Here is a 12,887-nt window from a genome sequence, read left to right as displayed (position 1 = left end):
TTTGCGAGACTGTAGTGGTGCCAGCACCACCCGCCAGAGCTTCCGACGGATCCGGACGCATGCAGCAGCCACGCGACCTCAGCCGCTTCGCGTACCTCTCGATCGCGGCTGCCGTCGTCACGATCACGCTCAAGGTCATCGCCTGGCGGGTCACGGGTTCGGTGGGACTGCTCTCCGACGCGACCGAGTCGGTCGTCAACCTCGTCGCGGCCGTCGCGGTGCTGATCGCGCTCAAGGTCGCGGCGATGCCGGCCGACAAGAACCACCACTTCGGCCACACCAAGGCCGAGTACTTCTCCGCGGCCCTCGAGGGCATGATGATCTTCGTCGCCGCCGTGGTCATCATGGCCACGGCCGTCGAGCGCTTCATCCACCCGCGCCCCATCGACAACGTCGGCACGGGTCTCGCGATCTCGGTCGTCGCCTCTGGCGTCAACGGGGCCGTCGCGTTCGTGCTGCTGCGTGCCGGGCGACGGCACCGCTCGCTCACGCTGACCGCCGACGGCAAGCACCTGATGACCGACGTGTGGACCTCGGCCGGGGTCGTCGCCGGTGTCCTGCTCGTCGCCCTCACCCGCATCGAGCGGCTCGACCCCGTCATCGCCTTCCTCGTCGGCGTCAACATCGTCTGGGCCGCCTGGAAGCTCATCCGTGAGTCCACCGAGGGCCTCATGGACATCTCGATGTCCAAAGAGGACAACGGCGCGATCGCCGAGATCCTGGCCCGGTTCGTCACGCGCGAGGTGCACTTCCACGCGCTGCGCACCCGACTCTCCGGCCACCACCGGTTCGCGGAGGTGCACGTCCTCGTCCCGGGTGCCTGGACCGTCCAGCAGGGCCACGACCTCGTCGAGGAGGTCGAGGATGCCGTGCACCGCGAGTTCGGCGAGATCGCGCTGACGTGTCACCTCGAGCCCGCCGAGGACCCCCGCGCCTACGGCGACTACGCGGCCGAGTACCCCGTGCCGACTCACGACGACATCGTGGCGGCCCACCGGTCCACGACACGTGGTCAGGACGAACGGTGACCCGCTCCCACGTCGTGCTGCCCTCGCCCATCGGCGACCTCACGGTCGTGGCCGAGGACGGCGCCATCACGCACCTGCTCATGGACGCCGCCAAGTTCCGCCCCGCCGACCCCGACGTCTTCGGCGACGCGGGCGACCCCGCCGACGAGCCCTTCGCGGCGGCGGCGGTGCAGCTCGCCGCGTACTTCACGGGCGCTCTGACGCAGTTCGACCTGCCGCTCGCGCCGCTCGGCGACGACTTCCACCAGCGGGTCTGGGCACTGCTGCGCGAGATCCCCTACGGCGAGACCCGCAGCTACGGCGACCTGGCCCGGGCGCTCGGCGACCGCAACCTCGCCCAGGCCGTCGGCACGGCCAACGGCCGCAACCCGATCGCTGTCGTCGTGCCGTGCCACCGTGTCATCGGCGCCGACGGCTCCCTCGTCGGCTACGCCGGGGGGCTCGACCGCAAGCGCTTCCTCCTCGCTCTGGAGGAGCCCGCCGCCGACGAGGTCGGCCGCCTCTTCTGACCCACCGAGCTGACCCACCGAGCTGACCCACCGAGCTGACCCACCGAGCTGACCCACCGAGCTGACGCGCGAGAGCCGTCGTGCCGTCGTGCCGTCGAGGAGCCGCAGCGGCCGATCCGTCACACTGGGTGACCTCACACTTCCGCAGGCCGGAGCGTCTACAGGGCATGAAGCGACCGTTCGAGCAGGCCGTCACCGAGCACGGCGCCGTGGTGCTTCGCGTCTGCCGCGCCGTGCTCGGCCCCGTCGACGCCGACGATGCGTGGTCCGAGACCTTCCTCTCGGCCCTGCGCGCATGGCCCGACCTGCCCGACGACGCGAACGTCCGGGCCTGGCTCGTCACCATCGCGCACCGCAAGGCGCTCGACGTCGCCCGCGCGGGCACCCGTCACGCCGTTCCGGTCGCGACGGTGCCGGACACCAGGGCCCCACGCGGCGACCACCCGGAGGAGGCCCTCCCCGACGATGACCTCTGGTCGGCTCTCGCTGCCCTGCCTCACAAGCAACGCCAGTGCGTGGCCTACCACCACGTGGCGGGGCTTCCACACGCGGAGGTCGCGCGCATCGTCGGCGGCACGCCTCTGGCGGCGCGCCGTGCAGCTGCCGATGGCATCGCCCGGCTCCGATCCACCTACGCACCCCACGGAAGGGTGAGCACCCATGTCTGACAAGACGATCCAGCTCCTGACCCAGTCCGCCGACGCGGACGACGAACGCCTCGTGGCCCTGCACGCGGCACTTGTCCGGAGGGCCACCTCCGAGACGGTGGTCGACGCGACGTACCGCATCGTCGACTCCCCGGTCGGTCGTCTGCTGCTCGCCGCCACCGACTCCGGCGTCGTCCGGGTCGCCTACGAGGTCGAGGACCACGACCGGGTGCTCGACGCGCTCGGCGCGAGCATCGGCTCCCGGATCCTGCGCGGCGGCGACCGGCTCGACGACGCGGCCCGCGAGCTCGAGGCCTACTTCGGCGGGCGACGTCACGACTTCGACGTGCGGCTCGACCTGCGGCTCGCCCACGGCTTCCGGCTCGCGGTGCTGCGGCACCTGGGCGAGATCCCGTACGGCTCGACCGAGAGCTACGGCCAGGTGGCCGTCGCGGCAGGGAGCCCGAGGGCCGTCCGCGCTGTCGGTTCCGCGTGCGCGACGAACCCGCTGCCGATCCTCGTGCCGTGCCACCGGGTCGTACGCTCCGACGGCACCCTGGGCGGCTATCTCGGCGGGCTCCCGGCCAAGGAGCGACTGCTCGAGCTGGAGCGCGCCGCCTGACCGGACGTGGCCGCTCGACTGGGAGGATCGGGACATGCGAGAGCGAGACCGCCCGTGAGCTGGCCGGTGCGCGAGACGCGGGTCGTCTACGAGAACGCGTGGATCCGGGTCCGGGAGGACGCCGTCGTGCGGCCCGACGGCAGCGACGGGATCTTCGGCGTCGTCGAGCTGCAGCGCCCAGCCGTCTTCGTCGTCGCCCTGACCGACGCCGACGAGGTCGTCCTCGTGACGATCGACCGCCACACCGTCGGCAGGTCCCTCGAGGTCCCGGCCGGAGGCACGGACGGCGAGGACCCACTCGTCGCCGCGCAGCGCGAGCTCGCCGAGGAGACCGGGCTCGCGGCCCGCGAGTGGCAGCAGGTCGGCGCCGTGAACGCCCTCAACGGGGTGTGCCGCGCGCCCGAGGTCGTCTATCTCGCCACGGGCCTGCAACCAGCGCCCGGGTTTCACGGCGACACCGGCGAGAGCGTCCGCGCCGAGGAGGGCATCGCCGGCGTCCACCGCATACCCGTCGCGGCGGTGCTCGACCTCGTGCGCGACGGCGCGCTCACCGACGGCGAGACGATCGCCGCGCTCATGCTCGCGCTCGTGGCCCTGGGCCGGGTGGCCTGAGCGCAGCCTGAGGGACGCCCGTGCAACGGTTCGGCGTGCCCGGGTGTCCAAGCAGGTGTACGAAACAGTGACGACCCTGACGAGCGAGACCGGCGGGAGCACATGAGACGCAGGGACGAGGCGGCGTTCCGAGCCTTCGTGGAGGAGCGGCAGACCATGCTGCGCCGGCGCGCCTACCTGCTCTGCGGCAACTGGGCCGACGGCGACGAGCTCGTCCAGGAGGCGCTGGCCCGGGTCTACGTCGCGTGGCCGCGCATCGCGACGGGGGCCGAGACCGCCTACACGAGACGCACGATGATGAACCTCTACCTCAACGACCAGCGCAAACGGCGGCGCGAGGTGCTCACCGACGAGGCACCCGAGCCGGTGACGACCGACCACGACCGCGAGCTCGCGATGACCCTGAGCGACCTGCTGCGTGACCTGCCGGAGAAGCAGCGCGCCGTCCTCGTCCTCCGCTTCTGGGAGGACCTCACCGTGCCCCAGATCGCCGAGTGCACCGGCGTCGCCGAGGGCACGATCAAGAGCCAGATCTCGCGCGGGCTCGCGGCCCTGCGCGAGCGGCTCGCCGAGCCACCACTGACCGGGGCAGGAGCCGTCTCATGAGCGACGACACGACGCGCGGGCCAGAGGCGAACGCCCCCGAGGAGGGCGAGCTGCAGCTGCGAAAGGCGCTGGCCACCATGAACGACCTCGAACCACCTCGCGACGACCTCTTCGTCCAGCGCGCGCTCCTGCGCGGACGCGCCCGCACGTCCCGCCGCCGCTCCGCGGTGCTGGGTGCCGCGGCCGCCTTCGTCGTCGTCGGCGCAGTGGGCGGTACGTGGTTCGCGGCCGACCGGGGGCTGACGCCGAGCAGCATGTCAGCCGGCTCGGCCGCCGAGGCCCAGAAGGACTCCGGGTCCGACAACGGCGCCGCCGGCCCGGTGGAGCTCAGCAGGACCCAGCGGCCGAGCGACCCGGGCCTCGTCCCGTCGGCCCGTGAGTCGTCGCAGTGGTTCGAGGGGCCGGCCACGCCCCAGACCACCGCGTTCGCCACGGTCGAGCCCACCCTCGAGTCTCGCTGGCCCGACGTCTTCTCCGGGGCGTACGCAGTCGATACCGCGGGCACCCGCGTCGCGGTAGCCGTCACCCGCCACGACCCCGAGCTCGAGGCGCTCGTCACCGGGGCGATGCCTGCGCCGGGCGACGTGGAGTTCGTCGTCGTCACACACTCCTACGCGGAGAAGCAGCGCGTCGCTCAGCAGATCCGCGACGAGGCGCTGCTGTGGCGCTCCAAGGGAGTCAACATCCTCGGGGTCACCCTCGACGGCCGCAGCGACCAGGTCGTCGTCATGGCCGACGAGGGCAGCTCAGCCGGCCTCATCGCGCAGCAGTACGGCGACGTCGTACGCGTCGTGCCGGCGATCGCCGGCGCGCCCGGCAAGCTGCCCGACGGGACGACCCTGCCGACGCTCCACCAGTGAGCCCGGCTCGGGTCGGCGCCCGCGGTTAGGCTGGCCGGCATGCAGCAGCCGAGCCCCCCGCAGGCGCCGATCAGCCCGATCGACGCCCTGCGTCGCATCTGCTTCCTCCTGGAGCGGGGCCGCGAGAGCAGCTACCGCATCGACGCCTTCCGGCGAACGATCGAGGCCATCACCCTGATCTCCGACGCCGAGCTGAAGGAGCGCGTCGACAACGGAACCCTCAAGCAGATCAAGGGAATCGGCGACTCCAGCGCCGCGATCATCGCGCAGGCGGTCCGTGGCGTGATCCCCGCGTACCTGCTGTCGCTCGAGGAGAAGCAGGGCGAGCCCCTGACGTGGGAGGGAGCGGAGCTGTACGCCGCCCTGCGCGGTGACCTGCACACTCACTCCAACTGGAGCGACGGCGGCAGCCCCATCGAGGAGATGGTCCTCGCCGCCGTCCAGCTCGGCCAGGAGTGGATGGCCCTGACCGACCACTCCCCACGCCTCACGGTGGCCAACGGCCTCTCCCGCGAGCGCCTCGCCGACCAGCTGAAGCGGGTCGACGCGATCAACGCGAGCCTGGGCGACGCGTTCACGCTGCTCAAGGGCATCGAGGTCGACATCCACCTGGACGGCACCCTCGACCAGGACGACGACATGCTCGACCAGCTGGACGTCGTCACCGCGTCCATCCACTCGAAGCTGCGCCAGCCGTCGTTCGAGATGACGCCGCGCATGGTCGCCGCCGTACGCAACCCGCGCACCAACGTGCTCGCACACTGCACGGGCCAGCTCGTCACCGGCGGCCGCGGCAAGCGACCCCCCTCGCAGTTCGACGCCGAGAAGGTCTTCAAGGCCTGCCTCGAGCAGGACGTCGCCGTCGAGATCAACTCGCGGCCCGAGCGGCGTGACCCGCCCGACGAGCTCATCGAGCTGGCGCGCGACCTCGGGTGCCTCTTCACCATCGACTCCGACGCCCATGCGCCCGGCCAGCTCGACATGAAGTCCTACGGTTGCGAGCGCGCGGAGCACCTGGGCATCCCCGCCGAACGCATCGTCACGACGTGGCCGGTCGATGACGTGCGGGCGTGGGCGAAGGGCTGATCCGGAGGGGTCCGAGCCGATTTGGCCGGTGCCGGAAACTCCCCTATAGTTTCGACGTCCCAACGGATAGGTCGGGCAGGTCCCCATCGTCTAGCGGCCTAGGACTCCGCCCTTTCACGGCGGCAGCACGGGTTCGAATCCCGTTGGGGATACGCAGTACAGTTCCACACGCACCACCCAGTAAGGCCCCGTAGCGCAGTTGGTTAGCGCGCCGCCCTGTCACGGCGGAGGTCGCCGGTTCGAGCCCGGTCGGGGTCGCTTCACACAGAAGCGCCGCTCTCAGCTGAGAGCGGCGCTTCTCGCGTTCACCGCGCTCTCCTAGGGTGGTCCCGTGCGGATCGCGGTGCTCGACGACTACCAGGGCGTGGCCCTGACCAGCGCCGACTGGTCGCCGGTGACCGACCACTCGACCTCCCCGAGCACGGTCGACGTGTTCCGTGACCACGTGAGCGAGCCGGCGGCGCTCGTCGACCGACTCGAGCCCTACGACGCCGTCGTCGTGATGCGCGAGCGCACGCCGCTGCCCCGCGAGGTCCTGACCCGCCTGCCCCGGCTGCGGCTCGTGGTCACGACAGGCCGGCGCAACCCGAGCATCGACACCGGCGCCGCCGCCGAGGCCGGCATCACGGTCTGCGGCACCGACAGCCTGTCGAGCGCCCCGGCCGAGCTGACCTGGGCGCTCGTGCTCGGGCTGGCACGTCACCTCGTCACGGAGACGACGGCGGTACGCGACGGCGGGTGGCAGACCACGGTCGGGCGCGACCTCGCGGGGCACACGCTCGGCCTGGTCGGGCTCGGGCGCATCGGCACCCAGGTCGCCGCCGTCGGACGCGCGTTCGGCATGGACGTCGTCGCGTGGAGCCGGAGCCTGACGTCTGAGCGAGCCGCCGATGCGGGCGCTCGCGCCGCCTCCCTCGACGAGGTCCTCTCGACCTCCGACGTCGTCTCGATCCACCTCGTCCTCGCAGAGGGGACGCGCGGCCTCATCGGTGAGCGCGAGCTCGGCCTGATGCGCCCCGATGCGCTGCTCGTCAACACCTCTCGTGGGCCGATCGTCGAAGAGCGGGCCCTCCTCGCCGCTCTCGACAGCGGCCACCTGGACGGCGTCGGGCTCGACGTCTTCGACGAGGAGCCGCTGCCGGCCCGCCACCCCCTGCGCCGCGCGCCCCGCACGCTGCTGACGCCGCACCTCGGCTACGTCACGCAGGACGCCTACGCGACGTTCTTCACGGGCGTCGTCGAGGACGTGACGGCATACCTCGACGGCTCTCCGGTCCGCACCCTCTGACCGAGGGCGTATGCCGTCCGGACGGCAGACGGTCAGCGGCGGCCGGCGCGCAGCACGAGCTCCAGCTCGAACCGCACCTCGGGGTCGTCGAGGGCGTCGCCGAAGAGGTCTTTGAGCTGCGCGACTCGGTAGCCGACCGTCTGCTGGTGCACGAAGAGCTCTTCGGCGATCGGTGCCCGTTGGCCTTGGTGACGCAGCCACGAGAAGAGGGTCTCGGTGAGCCGCTCCCGCACGGCCGGACGCAGCCCCTCCAGGGGCGCGAGCCGGGTGCGGGCGAGGTCGTCGGTGGCGAGCGGCTCGGCGTGCACGACGAGCTCGGCGAGGTGCTCCTCGACCCACACGGGCTTCGCGTTGACGTGCGGCTCATCGGGGCCCGGCCCGACGCCGTGCGCGCCGGCCGACGTCGCGAGGTGGAGAGACTCGCTCGCCTGCTGCCACGAGCGTGGCGGTCCGACGATGGCGCGGCGGCCCCGCAGCGCGCGCTCGAGGTCGCGCCGCCGCGGCTTGCGGTTCACGAACGGGAAGACGACGACGACGTCGGTCCCGCGCTCGGCCACGAGCCCGTCGGGACCGAGGGCGCCGCGCAGACCGTCGACGTGCGGGAACGGCACGAGGGCCACGACGACGACCTCGGGCAGGGTCCATCCGACCGCGGCCGCGAGCCGAGCGACGCCACCGTCGCTCGAGTCGCCGCGCAGGATCATCTCGAGCAGCTCGCCGCGCAGGCGAAGCTGCTCCCCCGCCCGCTCGGACTGCTCCTGGGCGTAGCCCTGCGCGCTCGCCGCCGACAGCTCGTCGATGTACGCGAAGAGCGACTCGCCGAGCGCGAGGAGCGCGTCGGGCGGCAGCTGCGAGACGTCGATGGTGCGCGAGATGGCCCGGAAGGTGACGCGCGCGCCGTAGCGGTACGCGGCGAGCAGCGACTCGAGGCTGCGCCCGGAGCGCACCTCGCCACGTCCGAGGTTCTCGTAGACCCATTTGCCGTCCTCGGACAGCGCGGGAAGACGAGTCCCCGGCAGGTCGAGGAACCGGTTGAGCGCGATGCTCACTCCGCGCCTGACGCCCTGCCCGAAACGGCCCTCCATGGGCATCGCATAGACCGGCACGTCCCGAGGGATACCCTCGACGATCGCCTCGACGATGTCGCCGACGACGGGCCGTAGCACGGTCGTCACTTCGGCGGGTAGAGACAACCACGGCGGGTCGGACGTGGTGTGCACCACTTCGACCTCCTCAGTTTTGTCGTGACGCGATAGTTTCTTGCTCCAAAGAGTACGCGCTGCCCCAAGATACAAACGCCCTCCAGCGGGGAACATAGAAGGTATGGTCCAGATCAGAGCTCTACGGCGTGTGGCGTCGATCCTGACGACCCCGCGCACGCCCGAGGACTTCCTCGGTCTGGTCAACCCGCTCGTGTCCTCGCGACAGCTGCGCGGCGTCGTCACGAAGGTCGTCCGCGAGACGCCCGACTCGACGACGATCCATTTCCGCCCCGGACGCGGCTGGAACCAGCACGCGGCCGGGCAGTGGGCCCGCATCGGCGTCGAGATCGACGGCGTGCGCCAGTGGCGCAGCTACTCGCTGTCGGCCGCGGTGGGCCACGACCCCGCCGTCACCGTCACCGCCATCGGCTTCGTGTCGACGGCGCTCGCCCGCGACACCAAGGTGGGCGACGTCCTCTTCCTCGACACCCCGCAGGGCGACTTCGTGCTCCCCGAGCACCCCCGTCCTCTCCTCATGCTGACGGCCGGCAGCGGACTGACGCCGGTCATGTCGATGATCCGCACGCTCGTCCCCCGTCGTCCCGATGCCGACGTCGTGCTCATCCACTCCGCGCGAACCCGCGGTGACGCCCTCTTCCACGACGAGCTGCTCGAGCTCGCCGACCAGTTCCCGGGCCTGCAGGTCCGCCACTGGTTCACCCGCGAGGAAGGCGGCCGACGCCTCGACCTCTCCGGCGTCGCCGACCTCGAGACCCTGTGTCCCGACTGGCGCGAGCGGGCGGCATACGCCTGCGGTCCCACTGACTTCCTCGACGCCGCCACCGAGCTGTGGCAGCGCGAGGGCGCGGACGGCGCCGTCGGCGACGCGCCCGCCCTGACCATCGAACGCTTCGCCCCTGTGCTGCTCGACGGCGTCGGCGGCGAAGGCGGCCTCGTGACGTTCGAGAAGAGCGACAAGGAGGTCGAGGTCGGTGGCGACGTGCCCCTCCTCGACGCCGGCGAGGACTGCGGGGTCGTCATGCCGAGTGGATGCCGCATGGGCATCTGCCGCAGCTGCCTCACACCCCTCGTGGCCGGCAAGGTCCGCGACCTGCGCACCGGTGAGGTGCACGGCGACGAGGGTGAGCTCATCCAGACCTGCGTCAACGCGGCCGCCGGACCCGTCCACCTGGACATCTGAGAAGGGAACCACCATGACCGCCACCACGAACCGACCCACGACGACGCCCACCCGCGTCGGCACCGTCGACGGCGCCGCCACGACGATCCGGCCCAAGAAGCCGATCCTCGCGGCGACGGGCGGACCCGCCCACCGCCCGAGCGCGGCCGCGCACCTGACCGACGCCGACGTGGAGCGCCTCGGCCGGGAGCTCGATGCCCTGCGCGACCGCATCATCTCGACGCGCGGGGCCAAGGACGCGGCCTACATCCGACGCGTCATCCGCATCCAGCGCACCCTCGAGGTGGTCGGCCGCGCGACCCTGCTCCTTTCGAAGAAGAAGTCCGCCTTCGTCGCCGGCACGGCGATGCTCTCGGTCGCGAAGATCCTCGAGAACATGGAGATCGGCCACAACGTCCTGCACGGCCAGTGGGACTGGATGCGCGACCCCGACATCCACTCGACGACGTGGGAGTGGGACTTCGTCACGCCCGCGGCCGCGTGGAAGCACACCCACAACGACCTGCACCACACGTGGACCAACGTGCTGGGCAAGGACAAGGACGTGGGCTACTCGACGCTGCGCATGGCCGAGGACCAGCCGTGGCGACCCTTCAACATCCTCAACCCCGCCATCAACCTGATCCTCGCGCCGTTCTTCGAGTGGGGCATCGCCATCTACGACCTCGAGCTCGAGGCGGTCAAGGACGGCGAGAAGTCCAAGGACGACCTCAAGCGTGACCTCAAGGCCGTCGGCCGCAAGGTCGTACGCCAGTTCACCAAGGACTACGCCGCGACGCCGCTCGCCGCCATGCCGTTCGGCTCGGGCAAGCAGGCGCTCATCGGCACCTTCACCGCCAACGCGATCCGCAACGTCTGGGCCCACTCGGTCATCTTCTGCGGCCACTTCCCCGACGGTGTCGACACGTTCACCGAGGAGGAGATCGAGGGTGAGACCCGTGGCGACTGGTACATCCGCCAGATGCTCGGCTCGGCCAACATCTCCGGCAGCAAGCTCATGCACATCATGACCGGCAACCTGAGCCACCAGATCGAGCACCACTGCTTCCCTGACCTGCCGAGCAACCGCTATGCCGAGGTCGCGGTCGAGATGCGCGAGATCTGCCAGCGCTACGGCCTGCCGTACACGACCGGCCCGATGCCCAAGCAGGTCTACCAGGCGTGGGCCAAGGTGTTCCGCCTCGCCCTGCCGAACCGTCCGCGCCCGCTGCCGAAGAACGCCGCCCACGCCGTCAATGCCCCGGTCCCGCCGCGGCGCTCCGCCCTGCCGATGGTGGCCAGTGTCGGCTGAGGCGGAGGCACGACCCGCGCCGACGGCCGCGTTCTTCGACCTCGACCGCACGCTCATCCGGGGATCCGCCAACTACCCGCTCGCGATCGCCGCGTTCCGTGGCGGTCACGTGCCGTGGCGTGACCTCGTCAAGGACACCGTCAACGCGATCTCCTTCCACCGCAAGGGATCCACCGACGAGGGCTCCGAGGCACTGCGCGAACGCATCCTCAGGGCCGTCGCCGGCATCAGGCAGTCCGACATCATCCACCTCACCGACGCGATCGTGCCCGGCATCGTGCGCAAGGCGATCCCCGCGTCGATGACGCTGCTGTCCGACGCGCGGGCGCTGGGTCAGGACCGGATCGTCGTGTCGGCCTCCCCCATCGAGCTCGTGAGCCGCATCGCGGCGGCGCTCGGGCTCGAGGGTGCCGTCGCCACCCGAAGCGAGCTGGACGAGCAGGGCTGCTACACCGGTCATCTCGCGGGCGAGTTCTGTTACGGCGCAGGCAAGGTGATCGAGATCGAGAAGCTCGCCGCCGAGCGCGGCTACGACCTCGCGCGCAGCACCGCCTACAGCGACTCGATCAGCGACCTGCCCATGATGGAGCGGGTCGGCACGGCTGTGGCCGTCAACCCGGACCGGGAGCTGCGCGAGCTGGCCCGCGAGCGCGGTTGGCGCATCGTCGAGATCGGCCGCAAGCGCCACTGACCCCGTATGCCGGGTGGCGCGGTCACAACGTCCACCGACTCGCGCGCATGTGGACTCCCCTGTTGCTCATGCGCGCGTGAGCCGCGGCGGCCTGATGCTAGGGATGCGCAGCTGCTCCGCGCAAGACCCCTGCTTCGTCAGAAGGGTGGCGGATCCTCCGAGGGCTCGCCCCGAGTCGTGCCGTCGCGCGCTGCCCCATGGTCCGGCGGGTCGCCGGGCGAGTCGTCAGGTGTTCCTCGGGGTGTCGTGTGTCGCGGGCTGGAGCCGGGATCGCGTAGCGCTTCGCGCCAGTCCCTCGGGTAGGTGACGTACTCCCGGCCGGCGAGGCTGGTCCACCGCAGCCCCTCAACCTCGACCCGCTCGACCGTCCACGCCCCCGCGGTCTTGCCGTTGTGGCACACCCGGCTCAGCGACTCGAAGTTCGAGACACGCGTCTCACCCCGCGGCCACGGCACCACGTGGTCCAGGTCGCACCGCTCCGCCGGCACCTGACACCCCGGCGCCCGACACACCCCGTCCACCGCGCGCACCTGCGCGACCATCGCCGCCGTCGGCCGATAACAGTCGGTCGAGAGCTCCAACGCCCGGCCGGAGTCGACCTCGACCGCGAGCCGCTGCCACACCGACCCGGCCGCGGTCATGATCCACCGCGCGTGCCCCGCCGTGACCCAGCCGTGGCCCGGGATCTCACACGCGGCGTCGGACACCCCGGCCGCGACCTCGAACGGCACCACGATCCGAACCACCGCCGCCGGCGCCTGCCCCAGCAGCCGCGCATACACCGGCGGCACACCGGACGTCCCGGGGCCGGCGGTCACAGTGCCCGGCGGTGACGCACCAGGTCGTGAGTCGCCCTCCGCCGGGAGCGTGTCGGGCGGGACGGTGCCGTACAGGGCCAGGTCGCACAACACATCACTACGCAGCTGCTCCAACGAGCGCCCGTCCCCCGCCGCCCGGGCGGCCCGCGCCAACGCATCCGCCCGGTCCAGCACCCCGACCACCCGCTCCGCCGACGCGACGACGGTAAACGTGCCCATCCCGTCCTCGACGAGCCGGCCATACGCCGTACGCCGACGCGCCGCGGAACGCCGCCGCTCGTCCAGACCTCGCGCGTCCGCCGACCGCACACACCGCCGCAGCCGCGTCGCGAACAACCGCTGCGAAGCCACCGACCCATCCGGCGCCGGCGCCAGCACCGCCGCCTCCAGCCCCGGCAGCACCGCCTCGTCCAGCAGCCGCGTCTC

General features: G+C 71.5%; 14 protein-coding genes and 2 tRNA genes. 14 read left to right on the top strand and 2 right to left on the bottom strand.

Features of this window, described 5'->3' with window-relative positions:
• Positions 1 to 59 precede the first annotated feature (59 nt).
• From H9I49_RS21365 to H9I49_RS21315, 11 genes are all read left to right on the top strand, one after another.
• The gene (locus H9I49_RS21365) at positions 60 to 1,028 is read left to right on the top strand and encodes a cation diffusion facilitator family transporter (RefSeq protein ID WP_188032432.1); all 969 of its coding nucleotides are present in this window, start codon (positions 60 to 62) and stop codon (positions 1,026 to 1,028) included.
• On the top strand, positions 1,025 to 1,537 hold the full coding sequence (locus H9I49_RS21360; protein ID WP_188032431.1) for a methylated-DNA--[protein]-cysteine S-methyltransferase: 513 nt from the start codon (positions 1,025 to 1,027) through the stop codon (positions 1,535 to 1,537). The genes H9I49_RS21365 and H9I49_RS21360 overlap by 4 nt, the downstream gene beginning before the upstream one ends.
• A 167-nt stretch (positions 1,538 to 1,704) precedes the next feature.
• Positions 1,705 to 2,205 (top strand): RNA polymerase sigma factor, encoded by a 501-nt coding sequence (locus H9I49_RS21355; protein ID WP_188032430.1) that lies wholly within the window; start codon positions 1,705 to 1,707, stop codon positions 2,203 to 2,205.
• Positions 2,198 to 2,806 (top strand): methylated-DNA--[protein]-cysteine S-methyltransferase, encoded by a 609-nt coding sequence (locus tag H9I49_RS21350; RefSeq protein WP_188032429.1) that lies wholly within the window; start codon positions 2,198 to 2,200, stop codon positions 2,804 to 2,806. Before H9I49_RS21355 ends, H9I49_RS21350 begins: the two co-directional genes overlap by 8 nt.
• Positions 2,807 to 2,860: 54 nt before the next feature.
• Positions 2,861 to 3,418, top strand: a complete 558-nt coding sequence (locus H9I49_RS21345) for an NUDIX hydrolase (protein ID WP_188032428.1) — start codon at positions 2,861 to 2,863, stop codon at positions 3,416 to 3,418.
• Between the two features lie 102 nt (positions 3,419 to 3,520).
• Positions 3,521 to 4,024, top strand: a complete 504-nt coding sequence (locus H9I49_RS21340) for a SigE family RNA polymerase sigma factor (protein ID WP_188032427.1) — start codon at positions 3,521 to 3,523, stop codon at positions 4,022 to 4,024.
• Positions 4,021 to 4,884 (top strand): hypothetical protein, encoded by an 864-nt coding sequence (locus H9I49_RS21335; RefSeq protein WP_188032426.1) that lies wholly within the window; start codon positions 4,021 to 4,023, stop codon positions 4,882 to 4,884. The genes H9I49_RS21340 and H9I49_RS21335 overlap by 4 nt, the downstream gene beginning before the upstream one ends.
• A 39-nt stretch (positions 4,885 to 4,923) precedes the next feature.
• On the top strand, positions 4,924 to 5,970 hold the full coding sequence (locus H9I49_RS21330) for a PHP domain-containing protein (RefSeq protein WP_188032425.1): 1,047 nt from the start codon (positions 4,924 to 4,926) through the stop codon (positions 5,968 to 5,970).
• A 79-nt stretch (positions 5,971 to 6,049) separates the two neighbouring features.
• Positions 6,050 to 6,122, top strand: a tRNA-Glu gene (locus H9I49_RS21325).
• Positions 6,123 to 6,154: 32 nt separating this feature from the next.
• Positions 6,155 to 6,228, top strand: a tRNA-Asp gene (locus tag H9I49_RS21320).
• A 73-nt stretch (positions 6,229 to 6,301) separates the two neighbouring features.
• Positions 6,302 to 7,258, top strand: coding sequence for a D-2-hydroxyacid dehydrogenase family protein (locus tag H9I49_RS21315; RefSeq protein ID WP_188032424.1), 957 nt, complete (start codon positions 6,302 to 6,304; stop codon positions 7,256 to 7,258).
• A gap of 32 nt (positions 7,259 to 7,290) precedes the next feature.
• Here the strand turns inward: H9I49_RS21315 and H9I49_RS21310 are convergent, their stop codons facing one another.
• A complete protein-coding gene (locus tag H9I49_RS21310; protein WP_188032423.1) occupies positions 7,291 to 8,481 on the bottom strand; it encodes a PucR family transcriptional regulator in 1,191 nt (396 codons plus the stop codon).
• 100 nt (positions 8,482 to 8,581) lie between these two features.
• Between H9I49_RS21310 and H9I49_RS21305 the strand changes: the two genes are divergently transcribed.
• From H9I49_RS21305 to H9I49_RS21295, 3 genes are read left to right on the top strand one after another with little or no spacing between them, the layout of a single operon-like run.
• On the top strand, positions 8,582 to 9,661 hold the full coding sequence (locus tag H9I49_RS21305; protein ID WP_188032422.1) for a ferredoxin reductase: 1,080 nt from the start codon (positions 8,582 to 8,584) through the stop codon (positions 9,659 to 9,661).
• A gap of 13 nt (positions 9,662 to 9,674) precedes the next feature.
• On the top strand, positions 9,675 to 10,952 hold the full coding sequence (locus tag H9I49_RS21300; protein WP_188032421.1) for an acyl-CoA desaturase: 1,278 nt from the start codon (positions 9,675 to 9,677) through the stop codon (positions 10,950 to 10,952).
• Entirely contained in the window at positions 10,942 to 11,643 is a 702-nt protein-coding gene (locus H9I49_RS21295; RefSeq protein ID WP_188032420.1) for an HAD-IB family hydrolase, read from the top strand. The genes H9I49_RS21300 and H9I49_RS21295 overlap by 11 nt, the downstream gene beginning before the upstream one ends.
• A 137-nt stretch (positions 11,644 to 11,780) precedes the next feature.
• On the opposite strand, the gene H9I49_RS21290 is transcribed toward H9I49_RS21295, so the two are convergent.
• Positions 11,781 to 12,887: HNH endonuclease signature motif containing protein (locus H9I49_RS21290; protein ID WP_223129075.1), on the bottom strand; the 1,107-nt coding region annotated here is incomplete at its 5' end.

Source organism: Terrabacter sp. MAHUQ-38, from assembly GCF_014518425.1.
GTDB lineage: Bacteria > Actinomycetota > Actinomycetes > Actinomycetales > Dermatophilaceae > Terrabacter.
The sequence above is the reverse complement of the archived record's forward strand: the minus strand, read 5'-3'. Positions and strand labels throughout refer to the sequence as shown.

What these genes read in the sequence shown, in the direction of transcription:
- H9I49_RS21365 (WP_188032432.1), top strand. Translation starts at nt 60, where the DNA reads ATGCAGCAGCCACGCGACCTCAGCCGCTTCGCGTACCTCTCGATCGCG.
- H9I49_RS21355 (WP_188032430.1), top strand. Translation starts at nt 1,705, where the DNA reads ATGAAGCGACCGTTCGAGCAGGCCGTCACCGAGCACGGCGCCGTGGTG.
- H9I49_RS21350 (WP_188032429.1), top strand. Translation starts at nt 2,198, where the DNA reads ATGTCTGACAAGACGATCCAGCTCCTGACCCAGTCCGCCGACGCGGAC.
- H9I49_RS21340 (WP_188032427.1), top strand. Translation starts at nt 3,521, where the DNA reads ATGAGACGCAGGGACGAGGCGGCGTTCCGAGCCTTCGTGGAGGAGCGG.
- H9I49_RS21335 (WP_188032426.1), top strand. Translation starts at nt 4,021, where the DNA reads ATGAGCGACGACACGACGCGCGGGCCAGAGGCGAACGCCCCCGAGGAG.
- H9I49_RS21330 (WP_188032425.1), top strand. Translation starts at nt 4,924, where the DNA reads ATGCAGCAGCCGAGCCCCCCGCAGGCGCCGATCAGCCCGATCGACGCC.
- H9I49_RS21305 (WP_188032422.1), top strand. Translation starts at nt 8,582, where the DNA reads ATGGTCCAGATCAGAGCTCTACGGCGTGTGGCGTCGATCCTGACGACC.
- H9I49_RS21300 (WP_188032421.1), top strand. Translation starts at nt 9,675, where the DNA reads ATGACCGCCACCACGAACCGACCCACGACGACGCCCACCCGCGTCGGC.